Source organism: Allobosea sp. 05T438, assembly GCF_056396025.1.
In genome coordinates this window covers 1-17,321 of record NZ_JBFTKQ010000008.1, presented here as the reverse complement: position 1 = coordinate 17,321, position 17,321 = coordinate 1, and the positions used below count along the sequence as shown (strand labels likewise).

Annotated in this window: 17 protein-coding genes and 2 pseudogenes; 7 read left to right on the top strand and 12 right to left on the bottom strand. The window is 63.1% G+C overall.

Features of this window, described 5'->3' with window-relative positions; translation table 11 throughout:
* Window position 1: 1 nt before the first annotated feature.
* On the bottom strand, window positions 2-907 hold the full coding sequence (locus AC1DIN_RS17055; protein WP_441472696.1) for a LysR substrate-binding domain-containing protein: 906 nt from the start codon (window positions 905-907) through the stop codon (window positions 2-4).
* 176 nt (window positions 908-1,083) lie between these two features.
* On the opposite strand from AC1DIN_RS17055, the gene AC1DIN_RS17050 reads away from it, so the two are divergent.
* Entirely contained in the window at window positions 1,084-1,560 is a 477-nt protein-coding gene (locus tag AC1DIN_RS17050; protein WP_441472695.1) for a GlcG/HbpS family heme-binding protein, read from the top strand.
* 139 nt (window positions 1,561-1,699) lie between these two features.
* On the opposite strand, the gene AC1DIN_RS17045 is transcribed toward AC1DIN_RS17050, so the two are convergent.
* The 7 genes from AC1DIN_RS17045 to AC1DIN_RS17015 form a co-directional block, all read right to left on the bottom strand.
* Window positions 1,700-1,921 carry a hypothetical protein gene (locus AC1DIN_RS17045; protein WP_476810641.1) on the bottom strand — a complete coding sequence of 74 codons (222 nt, stop codon included), beginning with the start codon at window positions 1,919-1,921 and terminating at the stop codon, window positions 1,700-1,702.
* A gap of 396 nt (window positions 1,922-2,317) precedes the next feature.
* Window positions 2,318-3,817, bottom strand: coding sequence for a tripartite tricarboxylate transporter permease (locus AC1DIN_RS17040; protein WP_476810640.1), 1,500 nt, complete (start codon window positions 3,815-3,817; stop codon window positions 2,318-2,320).
* Between the two features lie 11 nt (window positions 3,818-3,828).
* Window positions 3,829-4,272 carry a tripartite tricarboxylate transporter TctB family protein gene (locus AC1DIN_RS17035; RefSeq protein ID WP_476810639.1) on the bottom strand — a complete coding sequence of 148 codons (444 nt, stop codon included), beginning with the start codon at window positions 4,270-4,272 and terminating at the stop codon, window positions 3,829-3,831.
* Between the two features lie 61 nt (window positions 4,273-4,333).
* Window positions 4,334-5,257 (bottom strand): Bug family tripartite tricarboxylate transporter substrate binding protein, encoded by a 924-nt coding sequence (locus tag AC1DIN_RS17030; protein ID WP_441472691.1) that lies wholly within the window; start codon window positions 5,255-5,257, stop codon window positions 4,334-4,336.
* Window positions 5,258-5,361: 104 nt separating this feature from the next.
* Window positions 5,362-6,087, bottom strand: a complete 726-nt coding sequence (locus AC1DIN_RS17025; RefSeq protein WP_476810638.1) for a hypothetical protein — start codon at window positions 6,085-6,087, stop codon at window positions 5,362-5,364.
* A 46-nt stretch (window positions 6,088-6,133) separates the two neighbouring features.
* Entirely contained in the window at window positions 6,134-7,399 is a 1,266-nt protein-coding gene (locus AC1DIN_RS17020) for a flavin-dependent oxidoreductase (RefSeq protein ID WP_476810637.1), read from the bottom strand.
* Between the two features lie 34 nt (window positions 7,400-7,433).
* A complete protein-coding gene (locus AC1DIN_RS17015; RefSeq protein WP_476810636.1) occupies window positions 7,434-8,486 on the bottom strand; it encodes a cupin domain-containing protein in 1,053 nt (350 codons plus the stop codon).
* 236 nt (window positions 8,487-8,722) lie between these two features.
* Here AC1DIN_RS17015 and AC1DIN_RS17010 point away from each other — a divergent pair, with 236 nt between their 5' ends.
* Window positions 8,723-9,760, top strand: coding sequence for a Gfo/Idh/MocA family protein (locus tag AC1DIN_RS17010; protein ID WP_476810635.1), 1,038 nt, complete (start codon window positions 8,723-8,725; stop codon window positions 9,758-9,760).
* A gap of 28 nt (window positions 9,761-9,788) precedes the next feature.
* Window positions 9,789-10,781 carry an ABC transporter substrate-binding protein gene (locus tag AC1DIN_RS17005; RefSeq protein ID WP_476810634.1) on the top strand — a complete coding sequence of 331 codons (993 nt, stop codon included), beginning with the start codon at window positions 9,789-9,791 and terminating at the stop codon, window positions 10,779-10,781.
* 17 nt (window positions 10,782-10,798) lie between these two features.
* Here AC1DIN_RS17005 and AC1DIN_RS17000 read toward each other — a convergent pair whose 3' ends face one another.
* On the bottom strand, window positions 10,799-11,653 hold the full coding sequence (locus tag AC1DIN_RS17000) for a fumarylacetoacetate hydrolase family protein (protein WP_476810633.1): 855 nt from the start codon (window positions 11,651-11,653) through the stop codon (window positions 10,799-10,801).
* A gap of 177 nt (window positions 11,654-11,830) precedes the next feature.
* Between AC1DIN_RS17000 and AC1DIN_RS16995 the strand changes: the two genes are divergently transcribed.
* On the top strand, window positions 11,831-12,337 hold the full coding sequence (locus AC1DIN_RS16995) for a MarR family winged helix-turn-helix transcriptional regulator (protein ID WP_441472684.1): 507 nt from the start codon (window positions 11,831-11,833) through the stop codon (window positions 12,335-12,337).
* A gap of 156 nt (window positions 12,338-12,493) precedes the next feature.
* On the opposite strand, the gene pcaG is transcribed toward AC1DIN_RS16995, so the two are convergent.
* The 3 genes from pcaG to pcaC form a co-directional block, all read right to left on the bottom strand.
* Window positions 12,494-13,120: a protocatechuate 3,4-dioxygenase subunit alpha gene (pcaG, locus tag AC1DIN_RS16990; protein ID WP_476810632.1), complete on the bottom strand. Its 627-nt coding sequence runs from the start codon at window positions 13,118-13,120 to the stop codon at window positions 12,494-12,496.
* A complete protein-coding gene (gene pcaH, locus AC1DIN_RS16985; protein ID WP_441472682.1) occupies window positions 13,120-13,863 on the bottom strand; it encodes a protocatechuate 3,4-dioxygenase subunit beta in 744 nt (247 codons plus the stop codon). The genes pcaG and pcaH overlap by 1 nt, the downstream gene beginning before the upstream one ends.
* A gap of 130 nt (window positions 13,864-13,993) precedes the next feature.
* The gene (gene pcaC / locus AC1DIN_RS16980; protein WP_476810631.1) at window positions 13,994-14,389 is read right to left on the bottom strand and encodes a 4-carboxymuconolactone decarboxylase; all 396 of its coding nucleotides are present in this window, start codon (window positions 14,387-14,389) and stop codon (window positions 13,994-13,996) included.
* 190 nt (window positions 14,390-14,579) lie between these two features.
* Between pcaC and pcaQ the strand changes: the two genes are divergently transcribed.
* The 3 genes and pseudogenes from pcaQ to AC1DIN_RS16965 form a co-directional block, all read left to right on the top strand.
* Window positions 14,580-15,536: a pca operon transcription factor PcaQ gene (gene pcaQ / locus AC1DIN_RS16975; protein WP_476810630.1), complete on the top strand. Its 957-nt coding sequence runs from the start codon at window positions 14,580-14,582 to the stop codon at window positions 15,534-15,536.
* 156 nt (window positions 15,537-15,692) lie between these two features.
* Window positions 15,693-16,335, top strand: a pseudogene (locus tag AC1DIN_RS16970) (IS3 family transposase); the annotation flags it as partial.
* A 541-nt stretch (window positions 16,336-16,876) separates the two neighbouring features.
* Window positions 16,877-17,321, top strand: a pseudogene (locus tag AC1DIN_RS16965) (formylglycine-generating enzyme family protein); the annotation flags it as partial.

The following is a 17,321-nucleotide window of genomic DNA, read 5'->3' as shown; positions in this document are numbered from 1 at the left end:
ATCACACCGTGATCTCCGCGGGTATGTTCTTCAGCAGAAAATCCAAGAACGCGCGCACCGCCGGCAGAGTGCCGCGACGCGACGGTGTCAGGATGGAGAGCGTGGCGCGATCTGCGCGCCAGTCGGGAAGTACGCGTTCGAGCAATCCGCTCGCGATCGCTTCGCGGCAGGCATAAGCCGGGATTGCTGCGACGCCAAAGTCTTGGCCGGCGATTTCGCGAAGCGTCAGCCAATCATTGCTGAAGAAGACCGGGCGATAGCCGACCGTCGCAATGCGCCCATCGCGATGCTCGAGGCGCCACGACTGTCCCTCGAAGAGCACGTTGCGGGCCAACCCATCCCGGCCCTCCAGGTCTTCCGGTTCCCGCGGTCGGCCGGTCCGCGTCAGGAAAGCCGGGCTTGCAACAAGAATGAGTTGAATTTCGCAGACGACCCGCTGGATCAGTTCGGAGCTCGGCAACGCTTCGCCATGCGCCCGGAGTGCCAGATCGAAACCCTCGTCAATCAGATCTGAATCGACGCCGACAAGGCGCTCCACGATTTCAACCTTGGGATGATCGCGCATGAAGCGCGGCAGGAGCCCCGCGATCACATGTTGCGCGAGCAGTGTGGGGCAACTGAACCTCACCCGGCCAGCGGGTTCAGCCAGCCTCCTCGTGACGACCTGTTGCGCTTCCTCGGCCTCGATCACAACTGCGCGACAGCGCTGATAGAATTCGGCGCCGATCTGCGTCACCACGAAATGGCGCGAGCCGCGATTGATCAGCCTAACCCCGAGGGCCTCTTCGAGCCTGAGGATACGCCTGCTGAGATTCGATTTCGGTACACCCAGCGCCCGCGAGGCAGTCGTGAAGCCCTTATGGTCGACGACTTGCGCGAAGAAATACAGGTCGTTGAGATCAAGCATTCACACCCTCATCCACCCATATTTGGAACAATGCGTTCCAGTTCCGACGATTGTCGGCGATTCCGCCCCTCAGTACCGTCGAGTTGCGGTCAGGAGCGGACAAATCCTGGTCGACCGAGCGGAGCGGCAGTGAGCGCGCGCTCTTCGTTATCCGACCTTCCGTCCAGGAGCCTACAATGAAGTTCACCCTCGCTGCGTCCCTAGCCCTCGCGCTGGCTGTTCCCTGTGCGGCCCAAGCGCAGCGCGCACCCTATGGAGCGCCAATCTCCCTCGAACAGGCCAAGGTAATGATCTCCGGAGCCGAGGCAGAAGCCAAAAAGAATAGCTGGCTGGTGTCGGTGGCGATCGTCGATTCCGGCTGCAATCTTGTTGCCTTGCATCGGATCGACAATGCCAACCTCGGAGGCATCGCCGTCGCAGAGGATAAGGCGCGCTCCGCTTGCCTCTATCGCGGCAACACCAAGGGTTCGGAAGACGCATTGGCCAAGGGCGGGCTGGGTGTCCGGCTACTCGCCTTGCGCGGCATCGTTCCGCTCGAAGGCGGCCTCGTCATCGTCAAGGACGGCGTTACGATTGGAGCAATCGGCGTATCGGGCGCGCAGTCTGACGAAGACGGCAAGATTGCCGCTGCCGGCTTGGCCGCCCTGAAATAACCATTCGACGGGGCCCCGCACCTCCGCCCCGATCTGGCGCGATCCATTACGGCCAGGGCAGCGAACGACATCGACAAAGTCGGCAGTCACCTGCTCCTTGTCATCGTCTGCGGGGTAATCTCGCACCCGGCCGGCGCGGTCATCGAAGCGTCGGCCCCTGGCCGCCTTCCTCAAATGGAAAGGGCTGCCCGTCATCTTCGAACACCTCCGGGATTTTCGCCGGCACATCGACGGCCCCGCCTCGATGCCGATAGGAGACGAGCATCCTCGTCATGCTCGACGGCGTCGGGCATCCCGGAATGCCCGAAGTCGGCAACATGCCTTCGCCGGTGGAACGGCTGGCATGCGGCATCACGGACATGATGCGAACACCGGACGCCCGCATGAGCCAAGCGGCTCGTGGCACGGGGATCCTGCATGTCGCGTCGGAATCGACTGCGAGTAGCGACATCGATGTCGCTGCCCGCAGCCTCAATCACGACAGTTCCGCCGGAGACGCCCGCGCTGCGAACGCGGCGATGGACACCGGCGACCAAGCCGCCAGCAGCCGGCTACGAGCGGCCCTCCGATCAGCATGTCATGCCCGCCGAACCGCAGTGCTCGCCTATGCAGGGGAGCCGGCGCGGACGATCGGTAACCGTCACGATGGCAGGGGCATGTCGCGGAGCCGCCACACGCCCAGAGAGATCGTTGCACATCGCGGCAGACGGGGAACATCGAGCGCTCGACTGGCCTGCACAGGCCGCAGCCAGGACTGTCAGGCGTCCTGGAACACCTTCTCCCGGCCTGTCCGGAAGTTTGGCAGGATCACAAGGGCGAGCAGGACCGCCGCAATCAGCAGGAGCACCAGGCTGATCGGCTGGGTGAGGAACACGACGGGATCGCCTGCCGAGAGGATGAGCGCGCGCCGCAGGTTCTCCTCCATCATCGGTCCGAGGATGAAGCCAAGCAACAGTGGTGCCGGCTCGCAGCCGAGCTTGTGGAAGACGTAACCGAGGATGCCGAACAGCGCGGTCAAGCCCGCCTCGAACGCCGAATTGTTCACGCCGTAGACGCCGACCGCGCAGAGCAGCAGGATCGATGGAAAGAGCAGCCGGTAGGGCACCATCACCAGCCTGACCCAAATGCCGACCAGCGGCAGATTGATGACGAGCAACATCAGATTGCCGACCCACATCGAGGCGATGAGGCCCCAAAATAGCGCGGGCTGGCTCGTCATCACTCCAGGCCCCGGCGCGATGCCGTGGATCATCAGCGCGCCGAGCATCATCGCCATGACCGGATTGGACGGAATCCCCAGCGTCAACATCGGGATGAAGGACGTCTGCGCTCCGGCGTTATTCGCCGATTCGGGCGACGCCACCCCCTCGATCGCCCCCTTGCCAAAACGTGAAGGGTCCTTGGCCAGTTTCTTTTCAAGCGAGTAGGCAGCAAAGGAAGCGAGCAGCGCGCCGCCGCCGGGAAGCACGCCGAGCGCCGAACCGAGCGCCGTGCCTCGGAGAACCGGTCCGACAGAGGCCCGGAACTCCTCCTTCGTCGGCATCAGGCTGCCAATGACGCTGCTCGGCGTCGCGCTCTGCTTCTTTTCGAGATTGATGATGATCTCGGCGACGGCGAACATGCCCATCGCAATCGGCATGAAGCCGATGCCGTCCATGAGCTCCGGCACGCCGAAAGTCATGCGGGGGTCGCCGGTATTGAGGTCCGTACCGACCAGCCCGAGCAGCAATCCGAGGATCGTCATCGCGATGGCGTTGAGGATAGAGCCCTGGGCAAGAACGACAGCACCGACAAGGCCCAGGATCATCAGCGAAAAGTACTCGGCCGGCCCGAACTCCAGAGCGACCCGGGCCAGCGGCGGACTGGCGATAGCGATCAGCAGCGTCGAGACCGTGCCGGCGAAGAAGGAACCGAGCGCCGCGACCGCCAATGCCGCGCCGGCCCTCCCGTTACGCGCCATCGCATGGCCATCGAGCGCAGTGACGACGGAGGTCGCCTCTCCCGGAATATTCACCAGGATGGCCGTGGTCGATCCGCCGTACTGCGCGCCGTAATAGATTCCCGCCAGCATGATCAGGGCGGCGGTCGGCGACAGGTAGAAGGTAATCGGCAGGAGCATCGCCATGGTCGCGACTGGACCAATGCCAGGCAGTACGCCGATCAACGTGCCGAGCAGAGCTCCGATGAAGCAGAACAGGAGGTTCTCCAGCGTCATCGCGACGCCGAGCCCAAGCACCAGATTATCGAAGATTTCCATCGCCACGCCCTTCAGAACGGGAAGATCTTGATTGTCAGACCGAGCACGTAGACGAACACGAGCGAAAACAACGCCGCCAGACCGGCCGACAGAAGCAGTGCCTCGCGCAGACGGAACTCGTGCCCGCCCAGCGCGCCGATGGTGACACCCGCGAAAGTCGCAGAAACGAGGCCCGCGCGATCGATCAGCAGGGCGAAGGCGACGATGCTGCCGACGATGCAGGCAGCCGGCCGAAGCTGAAGGCGCCCGATTGTGGGGCTGCCCCTGACAAGACCGTTTGCCGCGATAATCGCCCCGGATGCGATCAGGAGCCAACACATGAGCTTGGGCAGATACCCTGGCCCCATGCGCAGCGCCGAGCCGACGCCGAGATCACGAATGAACCAAAGCCCTGCCACGCCGAACAACGCGAAAAGCAGGCCGGCGACGCAGCTTTGCGTGATTGCTATCCGCATGTTTCACACTCCAAGAGCTTGCTGCGAGACGTGCCCGAATCTCCCCGGACCCGCGTCGCGGCTACTCGGCCTGCGCGCCGGATTCCCTGACGATCACGCCGAGGCGTTTGGTTTCCGCCGCCATGAAGGCCGCAAACTCGCTCGGCGTACCGGTTTCGATGTTCACGCCGAACTTGCCGATCTTCTCGGAGACGGACGGATCGTTCATCGCCTTGGAGAACTCTTCCCTGAGCCTGGCCACAACCGGCTCGGGTGTTCCCGTCGGCGCGACCAGACCGAACCAGGCATTGAGTTCCAAGCCCGGATAGCCCGCTTCCGCCACGGTGGGCACGTCGGGCATCAAGGGAGAGCGCTTGAAATCGGTGATGGCGAGCGCGCGCAGCTTGCCGTCCAGAACCTGCGGCCCGGCTCCCGGAATCCCGTCGAACATAAAGGTGACACGGCCGGCTACCAGATCCGGCATGGCTTGCGCCGTTCCCCTGTAAGGCACGTGCACGATGTCGATCTTGTTCCCGGACTTGAACATCTCGCCGAGCAGATGTCCTCCCGAGCCGACGCCCTGAGACGCGAAGGTCACCTTGCCGGGATCCGCCTTGGCCTTCGCCACAAGGTCCGCGACGGATTTGTAGGGGCTGTTGACCGGCACCGCGAGAAGGTGCGGGAAGGAGAACATCTGGACCACCGGCGTGAAGTCCGCGACCGGATCATATGACAGCTTCTTGTACAGCGAAGCGTTGATCGCGTGGGTGCCGACATTGGCGAGGAACAGCGTATGGCCGTCGTGCGCCGCTGACTTGACGGCCGCCGCCCCCACCTGCCCGCCCCCGCCCGGCTTGTTGTCGACGATCACGGGCTGGCCAATGCTGAGCGATACCCTCTCGGCCGCGAGCCGGATCGTCTGATCTGCAATGCCGCCCGGCGGAAACGGCACGATGACGATTATGGGACGAGACGGAAACGACTGGCTGGCAGCCCAGCCTGGCATGAGTGCGCATCCGGCCGCGATGAGCGCAGCGCGTCGATTGATCTTCATTATACCCTCCCGAGGATTGGCGGCTTTTGCCGATTCTTGAACTGCAGGCGAACCGTTCAGGCGTGACTTACGGCCGCCTCCTTGATTACCTCGCTGACCGGCAGATCGCCGGGCACCATGACGAAGCTGATCTCGAAGCGGCTGAAGGCAGCTTTGCTGCCGGCTTCTCCAGCGTGCGGTGCTGCTGCGCGGGTCTCCCCCGCCTGCACCATGTCCAGGGCCGCGCGATCATAGGCCTCAACGACCAGGATCCAATCGGCTTGATCATCCGCCCCCCGCCGCAGCCTTTGCTCGGCGGTATCCATGCGCGTGCCGGCAGCCTCGCATGCGAGCAGATGTGCTCCTGAAATGCCGGGCAGGTTGGCGATGGCAGGCAGCCGTTCGGCGAGCCGAGCAATGTCCGCCTCTATCCCTTCCCGCCCCGCAAATCTGCCTGTGAGCAGGAAGCTCCCCGCGCCTGTACCGAGGCTCGCCGACACGCGACAGGCGGTGCGGCTGAGCTTGCGCACGGTCGGCATGGTGCGCGTCGTCCAGGCGGACGGATTGTTGAGGCACTGGAGATAGGCGGGGGACGTCAGGGTCTGCAGCGTGTCGATCTCGTAGAGCACGAAGCGCTGGCCAGAGCCCGCCGCAGCGGAAATTCCACGCCGCGCACGCAGGAAGCCCGGTACTCCGAGACGTTCCGGGACATGTTCCTGCGAATGCCAGACGTCATGTGCGGCCTCCGTGCCCGGCTCCAGGTCGCACCAGATCGCCACGGCGGCATTGCCCAACAAGGACATGGGATCGTTCCTCCAACTCGCCGGCGTCTTGTCGCGCCTTGCGCGTCTAAACCAGCTGCCGCGGCTTCTTCATATCCTCGGTGCTGAATCCTGCGACCTTGCGGTAGCGCTCCTGCCACGCAACCAGTTCGTCATGTGAAATAACGTCCTCGATTCTGTCGAACCGCTTGCCGCCCGTGCGCTCCTCGATGACGCGCAGGATTGCGTCGGGCGCGACCTCGCGATTGGCGAGCACGACCTTCGACGTGGCTCCGAGGCGGATCGCTTCGTATTCCTTCAGAGCTTCCAGCCGGTCGGAACGCTTCTCCAGGAGTTCTGCGAGCGTGTTGGCGTCGATGATCGCTTGAGCGGCGCCATTGGAACCACGCGGCATCATCGGATGCGCCGCATCCCCGAGCAGCGTGATCCGGCCCACAGTCCAGAATGACAGCGGGTCCTGATCGAGCATCGGATACTCGAGGATGACGTCGGCACCACGCAGCATCGCGGGAATGTCGAGCCAGTCGAACGTCGCATGCTCGAAGCCGTCGATGAACTCCTCGGCCCGGCTCTGGCGGTTCCAGTCACGGGTCGGCTCGTCGTCACGGGCGACCTCGATGACCCAGTTGATCAGCTGGCCGCCCTTGCCGTCGATATTGTCGCGCACCGGATAGGTGATCAGCTTTCCGGTTTCGTAAGTGCCGACATAGGCCATGCTGGCGCCAGTCTTGAACGGCGTCCACCGGGTTGCGCCGCGATACTGCGTCGTGCCCTGGTAGCGTGGTTTTGCTTCCTCCGGGTGAAACTGCTTGCGGGCGGCCGAGTGAACGCCATCGCAGGCCACCGCGATCGGAGCCCGCACCGGCGGCAGCGGCTGGCCCGTGGCTCCGTCCAGAAAGCTGATGATGGCGCTGTCGTCATCCTGGTCGACCGCGACGCATTTGCGGCCCATCACGATCGCATCGTCCCCAAGCCGTTCGCGGACGGCGCCCACGAGAACATCATGCAGATCGGCTCGATGGATCGACACCTGCGGGACGTCGTAGCCAGCTTGCCGGCCGCGCGGCTCTTCGTAAACAAGCTGGCCATGCTTGGTGTAAAAGCAGTATTCGCGCGTCGCGATGCCTTTGGCCAGGAGCTGATCGAGCAGGCCGAGCTCCGCCAGATCGCGGATCGCATGCGGGAGTAGATTGAGCCCGACGCCCAGCGGCTTGAACTCCGGCGCCGCCTCATAGAGCCGGCATGAGATGCCGGCTCTGTGCAGCGCGAGCGCAAAGGTCAGCCCGCCGATGCCGGCGCCGATGATCAGGACTTCAGGCGTGGTGTCGGTCATGCATCCATCTCCTTGGCAGCGCCGGCCCAAGGGCTCAGTCACGCGTTTCCTCGCGCAGATGGCCGATGCGCGAGGTGAGTTCACGATCCGTCATCAGGAACAAGGTGGCCGGGCCCTGCGTCGCGAGATGCTCGATCCAGAGCCAGCGCGGCAGGGTGAAGCAGTCGTGCTGCTTCCAGTGGAACGTCTTGTCGCCGATCTTGCTCTCGCCCTCGCCCTCGATGACCACGACGATCGCCGTGGCCGTGGTGCGCATGGCCGTCGTCTTGCGGCCGGGCTCAAGGCGCTGGGCGAAGCAGTCGATGGTTGGCATCACCGGGCCGCCGTCGACTGGATTGAGATAGCGGATCTTGCGCGAGCCGTCGGCAAAGGGCGTCATTGCTTCAAGCGCCTTGGAGACCCGCTCCCACGCATAGCGGTAGAGCGGCGAATACGGCACGCATTTGCCGTCACCTTCGGGCAGGATGCCGCCTTCGGCGAGCGAGCCGTCATCCATATGGGCAAGACCGCGCTCCGGCACCGGGCCGGGGCCGACCTCGAAGAATACAGTGCCGAGCTGGCGCGCGAGCGGGTAATCGAGACCGTCGAACCAGACCGCGCGGTTCTTGCCGTTGTGATGATGCTCGTGCCAGCTCCAGGCCGGCGTCAGGATCAGGTCGCCGGGCTTCATCGGGCACGGCTTGCCGTCGACGACGGTCACTGCCTCGTCGCCGATCATGGCGAGCCTGAGCGCAGCAAGCGTGTGGCGATGGGCCGGAGCGGCCTCGCCGGGTTCGAGAATCTGCACGCCGCCGGCGAGCGTGGGAGTGGTGAAAACCGTGCCGGGAAACGCGGGATGCGTCAGCAGCAGGGCGCGGCGCTCGGCCTCCTCCATGCTGATCTCGTTCGCCGCGCGGTCGGCAAACTTCTCCATCATCTCCCAGTGCCAGATCATCGGCTCGTAATATTGCGGCTCGCGCGTGTTCAGCCGCTTGTAGCGGTCCCAAAGCGGCTGAACATTCGACGCTTCGAGCGTCGCGACGAGATCGGCCGCGTCACCGATCGCCGTCTCTCGTGCGTCGCGCTTCGCTTCAGCTTCATGTGCCATCCGAAGATCCTCCAAAATCTGAACCAGGCCGCTCGTCGACTCTTGATGTTGCGCACAGATCATCAGCATACATCCTATATGTCAAGAGTCCCCTGTCCGCGTGCCAATTTTGTTCCAATGCGCTGAAATCAAAAGGCAAAATAACGTAGAACGGAAAATTCGTGGGCTTGCGCTGATGAAAAGTGATTGGTACACATCCCATTAATAAGCGCAAATCGACGCATATGGAGGAACGGATGACAACTCGCATTGCTGCCATTGGGGTGAGCCATTGGCACGCCATCTACGACCCGGCCTATCTGCGCCAGTTCGCGGCGATGCCGGGCGTGAGCATTGTCGGCGTCCAGGATGCCGATCAGTCAATCGCCGCACATCGCGCCGGCGAGATCGGAGGCGCCCCCGTATTCGCCGACTACAAGGCGATGATCGCGGAGACGCGGCCGGACTTCGTGCTCGCGCTGGGACGCCATTGCGACATGGCCGCGGTGGCCCTGTTTCTCGCCGAGGAGCGGATTCCGTTCCTCATGGAAAAGCCAATGGGCCTCAATGCCATCGAAGTCGAGCGCATCGCGGACAAGACCGAGGCCAATGGCGTTTTCGCCACCGTTCCCATGGTCCAGCGTTTCGCGCCGTTTCACTCGAAAGCACGCGCATTGCTGGATGCCGGCGCGTTCGGCCCGCTCTCCCACGTCTATGTGCGCATGAACCGCTTTTCGTCCGAGCGCTACCGACGGTGGAACTCGTCATGGATGCTCGACCCGGCTCAATCGGGCGGCGGCTGCCTGCGAAACCTCGCGACTCACGGCTTCGATGTCTTTCTCGACCTGCTCGGCGAAGAGTTTGAGATCGAATCCGCCCAGCTCAGCAACCGCGCCCTTGGCGAGAAGGTCGAGGATTATGCCTCGGTGACGTTCCGCTCGACGAGCGGCATCCTCGGTACGCTTGAAACCGGAAACGCCTATCCGCGCCGCACGGCGGAAGGCGCGTCGGCGCTTCCCAGCCGCGACCGCTTTCTCGATGGCGCTGATGGCGAGTGGAAAATCTGCGGCCGCAATGCGCTGCTGATGTCGAAGGACGGAGCGATGCGGCTCGTGCTGGGCGATTCCGAGGAGAGCTTGGACGGCATGCCCCCGCGCAACCCCTCCTACACAGCGCTCGAGGACGCGCTCGCGCGTTGGCGAGCGGGCAAACCACCGCTGGTCTCGGTGCGAGACTGCTGGCGCTCCGTCAAGCTCATCGACGACGCCTACCGGCTTGCCCGCCCGCTCGCCTGACCAGCGCACAAAATCCCGGAGGAACGTTATGGCAAAACTCAAACTCTCCGTCGCGATCGGAGATTACGACCGAAATCGGCCCCTGATCGACGGCCGCGTGCAGATCGATGGGGTAGACCCCGTCTTCATGACGCTGTCGCCGGAAGAGATCTTCTTTCGGGCCTTCCGACATGCCGAGTTCGACATCAGCGAGATGTCGTTTTCGAGCTATGTCGTGAAAGTTTCACGGGGCGAGAGTCCCTATGTCGCCGTGCCGGCGTTCCTGTCGCGCGCCTTTCGTCATACCTCGATCTACATCCGCACCGACCGCGGCATCGCCGCGCCCGAGGATCTGAAAGGGCGCAGGATCGGGCTGCCGGAATACCAGCTCTCGGCCTGCGTTTGGGCACGTGCCTTGCTGGAGGATGACTACGGCGTGAAGCCGGCCGACATCCACTGGATACGCGGTGGCATCGAAACGTCGGGCCGTCCGGAGAAGATCAAGATCGAGCTGCCGCCCGAGATCAGAATCGATGCCGCGCCAGAGGGCAAATCGCTCAATGCGATGCTCGAAGCCGGCGAGATCGATGCCTTCATCGGCCCGCGAGCACCATCCTGCTTCGACCGCGGCCACCCGAATGTCGCCCGGCTGTTCGCCGATCCCGTCGCCGCTGCGTCGGATTTCTATCGCCGCACCCGAATCTTTCCGATCATGCACCTGCTCGGAATCCGCCGCGATATCGTGGAGCATCACGATTGGCTGCCGGCCGCCTGCCTCAAGGCGTTTGAACAGTCGAAGGCAATGGCCCTTGGCCAGCTTTCAGACACTTCGGCCACCAAAATCACCCTGCCCTTCGTCGAAGAGCAGTTGCAAGCGGCGCGCGATCTCCTCGGCAGCGATTTCTGGTCCTATGGCGTCGCGGCGAACCGGCATGTGCTCGAGAATTTCCTGGACCACCATCACCGCCAGGGACTTTCGGCGCGCCGCGTGACAGTCGAGGAATTGTTTCATCCTGCAACGGCAGAGGCCTACCGCATCTGACAAGCGGCGCGCCGCGCTCAAGCAGCAAAGGCGCGAACAGCCACGCTCATCGTCCCGAGTTCCGGGCAGCTGGCGAGCAAGCGGTCTCCGGGGACGATCGGACCGACGCCCTGGGGGGTACCGGTATAGAGGACATCGCCCGGGTAGAGCGTGTAGAAGCTCGATGCGAAGGCGATCAACCGACGGACGCCGAACAGGAGATCCGACGTTTCCGCCGTCTGGCGATGGTCGCCGTTGTTCTGAAGGGTGATGGTCAAGGCATCTGGATCGGCAATCTCGTCACGCGTCGTCAGCCAGGGACCCAGAACCGAGTAGCTGTCGATGGATTTGCGGAAACTGCGGTCCTCGGTTCCGCGCAGCGTGATGTCGAGCCCCATGCAATAGCCGGCAACATGATCCAGCGCCCGCTCTTCTGTGACATTTGAGGCCGTTGCGCCGATGATCGCGACAAGCTCGATCTCATGATCGGTCCGGCGCTGGGGGAAGCGTATGGCAATGCCATCGCCCGCCCCCACCAGCGAAGACGTCGCCTTCAGGAAGAGCCCGGCGCGCGCGATATCGGGGATGTTGTGACCAGGCGAGATGTTCGATGCCTGCATCTCGAAGATATGGGCCTGGTAGTTCACGGGAGCGGCCACAATCTTGCCGGGCGCGGCAACCGGCGCGCGAAGCGCGACATCCTGGAGCCGCAGCACGGGAAACTGGTCGGCCTTGGGCGCGATCTCCCTTGCAAGCGCATCCAGGCAGCGGATGAACGGGTCGCCTACACCCTCGACCTGAGCCATCAGGGCCGCTGCCTCGGCGGTGATGTCATGGATGGCATCGTCCCTCACCAGGCCGATGCGCCCCTCATTGAAACGGCAGATTTTCATGTTCGTTTCCTCCACCGCCATAGGCACGGAGGGTCCTTGGCGCAATGAAATTGTATATGCATACGAATTATATGTACACGACCTAAATATCATTGCCCGGCCCGAACTGCGTCTGCTATCGGTTGAGATGCAAACGGGGCAAGGATTGCCCACCGAGCCGATGGGGCTGAGGCAAACATGTCGCTTGAAGTCTTCTACTCCCGGGCGGGGCACCTGATCCGGCGCCTCAACCAGATCGCGGTCGCCATCTTTCTGGAGGAGACGAAGGAGCTGGGCTTGACCACGGTGCAGTACGCTGCCCTCGACATCATCGCCGAAGTGCCCGGCATCGATCAGGCGACGCTATCGAGCATGATCGCATTCGACCGGACCACGCTCGTCAAGGTATTGGACCGGCTGGAAGAGAAGGGCCTCATTACCCGTCAACGCTCCGAAACCGACCGGCGCAAACAGCTGCTCAATGCCACCCCGGAAGGCAAGGCGACCCTCAAGAAGGTCATTCCCCTCATAGACCGCTGCGAGAAGCGCATCCTGGCGCCCCTCCCCCATGAGGAGCGGGAGAAGTTCCTGGAGATGCTCAGCCAGGTCGTGCGCGTGAACAACGTCTATAGCCGAGCGCCACTCGACGACGAGCTCTACAGCTCCGTCATGCGGCGGCCAGAGCCGCCGACGCAGGCACGATAGCACGAGCATCAGCGCGCCCCATGGTGCGCAGCGCCATGGCAGATCCCTCCCGGGGAGCGCTGCCGTGCTTGCCAGAGCGCGTGGAGCAAGGTGGCCTGCCCTCCGCCTCGCTCATTCCATCTCTGCTCACTGAGGCACCGGGCAATGGCGGCCGCCTCAGATGTCGAAGAAAACGGTCTCGTTCTCTCCCTGAAGGCAAATATCGAACCTGTAAGTCGGGACGGCATCTGCATCATCGAGAGTCGCAATCAATGTCGGCACCCGGAAACGATGCTCGATGCGTGCGAGGATCGGGTCGGCGGCGTTAGCCTCGGCCTCGTCGCCGAAATAGAGCCGGGTATGCAGACCGATATTGATGCCGCGCGCTACGATCCAGAAGGTGATGTGCGGCGCCATCGGGCGGCCATCGAAATAGGGCACGATACCGGGCTTGATCGTCTCGAAGCGATAAACGCCCGTCGCGCCATCGACGGGCTGGCGAAACCAGCCGGGGAATTCGGGATCGGCTTCACCTCTGCACTCCCCAGGCCCAGCATAAATCCCCCGCGCGTCGGCCTGCCAAATCTCGATGAGGGCATCCTTGACCGGAGTCCCCGATCCATCGAGCACGCGCCCGGTGACGACGATGCGCTGCCCCCTTACCTTGGGCGAAAGTTGCTGCGAGCCGAGATCGTGCGGGAAGACCCCTTCAATGCCGCAAAAGTTCGGAGTCGCTCCGATCTGAACGTAAGGGCCGGCGGTCTGCGAGGGGCTTTCCTTCAGGCGGCGAAACGGCTGGACCATCAGTTGCCCTCCATCCGGTTCTCGAACAGCGTCGAGCGCCGTCCGCGCAGAACGATGTCGAACTTGTAAGCCATGGTATCCATCGGCAGCGTCGCCTGCCGGTCAAGCGCCGCAACCAGCTGTTCGACGGCTTCCCGGCTCGGAATCCCCATCACGATTGGGCACTGCCAGATCATCGGGTCGCCTTCGAAGTACATTTGGGTGATAAGGCGCTGGGCAAAGGCGTGGCCGAAGATCGAGAAGTGGATATGTGCCGGGCGCCAGTCGTTGACGCCGTTCGGCCAGGGATAAGGGCCGGGCTTGATGGTTCGGAGCCAATAGCGCCCTTCGTCATCCGTAATCGTGCGCCCGCATCCCCCGAAATTCTGATCGATCGCGGCTAGGTAGCTTTCCTTCTTATGGCGGTAGCGGCCGCCGGCATTGGCCTGCCAGAACTCGACCAGCGCGCCGCGCACGGGACGCGCATCTTCATCCAGAACCTGGCCGTGCACGATGATGCGAGGCCCGATCGGCTCACCAGTCTGGACGTAGTTGAGGATCAGGTCGTTATCGAGCGGCCCAAGCATATTGTGACCGAAGACCGGCCCGGTCATCTCGGAGAGCGTATTGCCGAGCGAGAGCAGAGCATGCTTGGGCGACCGCAACACCGAGGTCTTGTATTCCGGGGTGAAAGCCGGCGGATGCCAACTGCGGTCCCTCTGGTAGAAGGAACCTCCCTGATAGGTCGAATTCTCATTGCGCATCCGAGCGCCCCCTCCCTATGAGCTGCTGCCGCAGCACGTCGTCATCCTGCGACAATTCCCGCTCGCTTATCTTGATCCTGCTCAATTCAGGGACCGCCGTTTCGAGCCCGGAGGCAAGACCCGGCGCGGTTCATCTCGCAGCTTCTTCGGCCATCTCGGCGAGCGTCGCCCTTGCGATCTTGAAAGCATGGTTGGCTGCCGGCACGCCGGCATAGATCGCGACATGCAGCAGCGCTTCCTTGATATCCTCAATGCTGGCGCCGGTATTGCGTGTCGCCCTGACATGCATCGCGACCTCGTCGTGATGGCCGAGGGCGGCCAGCAAGGCGATCGTCAGCATCGAACGTTCGCGCTTGCTGATCGTGTCGCGCGACCAAACGGTGCCCCACGCAGCTTCGGTGATCAGAGCCTGAAAATCGGCCGTAAACGCATCCGTGCCTGCCACCGCAGCATCGACATATCGATCGCCGAGAACAGATCGACGGGTCGCCATGCCCTTGGCAAACCTGTCTGGCCCGTCAGGCATGGACGTGCTCCTTCAAATGCTGGGAAACAAGCTTCAGCGAACGTGCCGGCAACGCAATCGGCGGGACGCGGCCACGATCATCGACGCGCCCGAAGCTGATTGCGTTTCGACAGTCTCAATATCATGCGTCATTTGATTGATTATGTTAAATGGCATTTTTAAATCCTTAGATAACCCACAGGTTATTGTAATGAGCCAGAGTCGATCGCTTCAGCTCGATGGGCGCGTCAAGCTTCGCCACCTTTCCTGCTTTATCGAGGTCGCCCGCCTGAAAAGCGCCGTGAAGGCGGCCTCCGTTCTGGGCTTGAGCCAGCCGGCGGTCTCGAAAACGATCCATGAATTGGAAGATGCTCTTGGCGCCGCCTTGTTCGAGCCGAAACGTCGTTCGATGGTGCTCACGCCGGTCGGCGACATCTTCCTGCGCTACGCAACCTCGAGCCTGGTTGCATTGAAGCAAGGCATCCGGACCGTCGCCCAGGGTGCCGGCGGAGAGCAAGCCGCGTTCACGCTCGGCGCGCTGCCGACCGTGTCTGCACGGATTCTGCCTGCAGCATTGGCGAAGCTGTCGCAACATCTCCCAAACCTGAGGCTTCGCATCGTTACTGGATCGAACGATGTCCTGATCTCGCAACTGCGTCTGGGCGACATCGACCTCGTGGTCGGGCGAATGGCCTCCCCCGAAGCGATGGGTGGCCTGGCATTCGAGTATCTCTATTCAGAGCGCATTGCCTTGGCGGTTCGCCCCGGGCATCCGTTATTGGCAGATGAGCAGTTCGACATCGCGGATGTCGGACATTACCAGCTGCTGGTCCCTCCCCCGGGCTCCGTCATTCACCCGATCGTCGAACGCTATTTTATTGCCCGGACGATCAACCCTTCCGGCGGCGTCATCGAGACCGTCTCCGACGCCTTCGCCCGCAATTACCTTCTCGGAACGGATGCGATCTGGGTCATTTCCGAGGGCGTTGTTGCGGAGGATGCCGCAAGTGGCACCCTCGCGGTCCTGCCAGTCGATACCGACGACACGAACGGACCCGTAGGATTGACGATCCGCACGGATACGGAGCCTTCCTTTCCGGCCCAGTCTGTCATGGCAGCGTTGCGAGACGTCGTCGCAGAGCGGGCAAGGATTGGCTTGCCGCGTTGAGTGGCCCGGGTTCGCTCGATGCATCGTCGTTTTTTTCGGCACGACATCCGTCCTTCTCGCGGCTCCGGATGTCCCAAGAATGGCACGTGGCCTCGATGGGTTTCCAGGACAGGACCAGATGCCGCGACGGCGCAGAGGAAGCACAAGCCGGAAGCGATCGTCGCGAAGCTTGGGCAGGTCGATAGGCTGTTGTCCCGGGGGTGCCCGATAGCACAAGCGACCCGGGCCATACTGACGACCGCTAGCGCAAGGAGTACGGCAGCCTGAAGAGCAACCAGTTGAAGCGATTGAAGGACCTCGAGAAGGAGAACGAGCGGCTGCGCAAGCCCGTCTCGGACCTGACGCTTGAGAAACCGATCCTCGCGGAGGCTGCTCGTCGCGCTCGCCACCTCATATGGGCGCTACGGCTATCAGCGGGTCGCAGCCCTGCTGCACGCGGCGGGCTGGGCGGTGAACGTCAAGCGCGTCGAGCGGATCTGGCGGCGAGAAGGGCTCAAAGCGCCTCAGAAGCAGCCGAAGAAGGGGCGCCTCTGGCTGAACGACGGATCCTGTGTGCGGCCGCGGCCAATGCATGTCTGGTCGTCCGACTTTGTCGAGGATCGCACGCACAATGGCCGGAAGTTTCGCATGCTCGCGACAAACGCTTCGCGTTTTCGCAGGCGTGATCGACGAGTTCACCCGGGAATGCCTGGCGATCCGCATCGATCGCAGGCTCAGGTCGAGCGATGTCATCGACGTCCTCTCGGACCTCTTCATCCTGCGCGGCGTGCCGGGACATGTGCGTTTATCCTCGATGCCCTGGCTTCTCTGGGCCGTCTCGACGAAGCGCAGCGCCGGCAGGAGCGGCAGGCAGAGATCGCTCTTTTCGGCCAGGGACGATGGCAGCCGCGACCTCTCCAGAAGCGTCTCCGTCGGAGCGCCGATATCGTCGAGGATGCTGACGAAGGGCAGCAGGAACTGGCCGCGCGTCAAAGGGATATCAGCCATCGGACCTCGCTGCGATCACCGGATCGACGCTTTTCACAGGGCCGAACGTCGGGGGGATTCGCGACCGGCGGAGGCGGAGCGTAGCCGGTCCCGATTGGCGCGAAATGGCAAGACGAGCAGGCTGCCCATGCACGAAATGCGCGCAACGGAATCCGCCTGCCGATCGGGCCGCGATCGTGTCTGCAGCGACCGATGCGCGCCCAGCCGAGGCCGCAGCTCTATCCGGGCAGTGACGGCGTCGTCCGGTCGGCTCACGAGTGTGCTGGCGTTCTTGATGTAGGTTGACGGGAAGGCTGGCTATGCAGGCAGAGACGGCTCAGACGGATGCGTCATCGGAGCGTGCGCGAGATGGCATGATCTTCGTGCGAGCCGGAATCTTCTGGATGGGCTCGGATCATCGCTACCCCGAAGAAAAGCCGGCCCATCGTGTCAGCGTCGAGGGCTTCTTCATCGACGAGACCCCTGTCACCAACGCACAGTTTGCCGAGTTCGTGGCGGCGATCGGGCATCGCACATTTGCCGAGTTCGTGCCCGACCAGCGGGACTATGGGCAATGGACGGGCAAGGATCGTTTCCGACCGTCAATCACAAGCTCGACGGATACGCCCGCACGTCGCCCGTCAGGGCCTTTCCGCCCAACGGATACGGTCTCTACGACATGATCGGGAACGTCTGGGAGTGGACGTCCGACTGGTTCGCCCCGAAGCGCGAGGCGGATGCGACGAAAGCCTGCTGCATGCCGCAGAACCCTCGCGGAGGGCTGGAATCCGCCAGCTACGATCCGTGTCTCCCCAACAT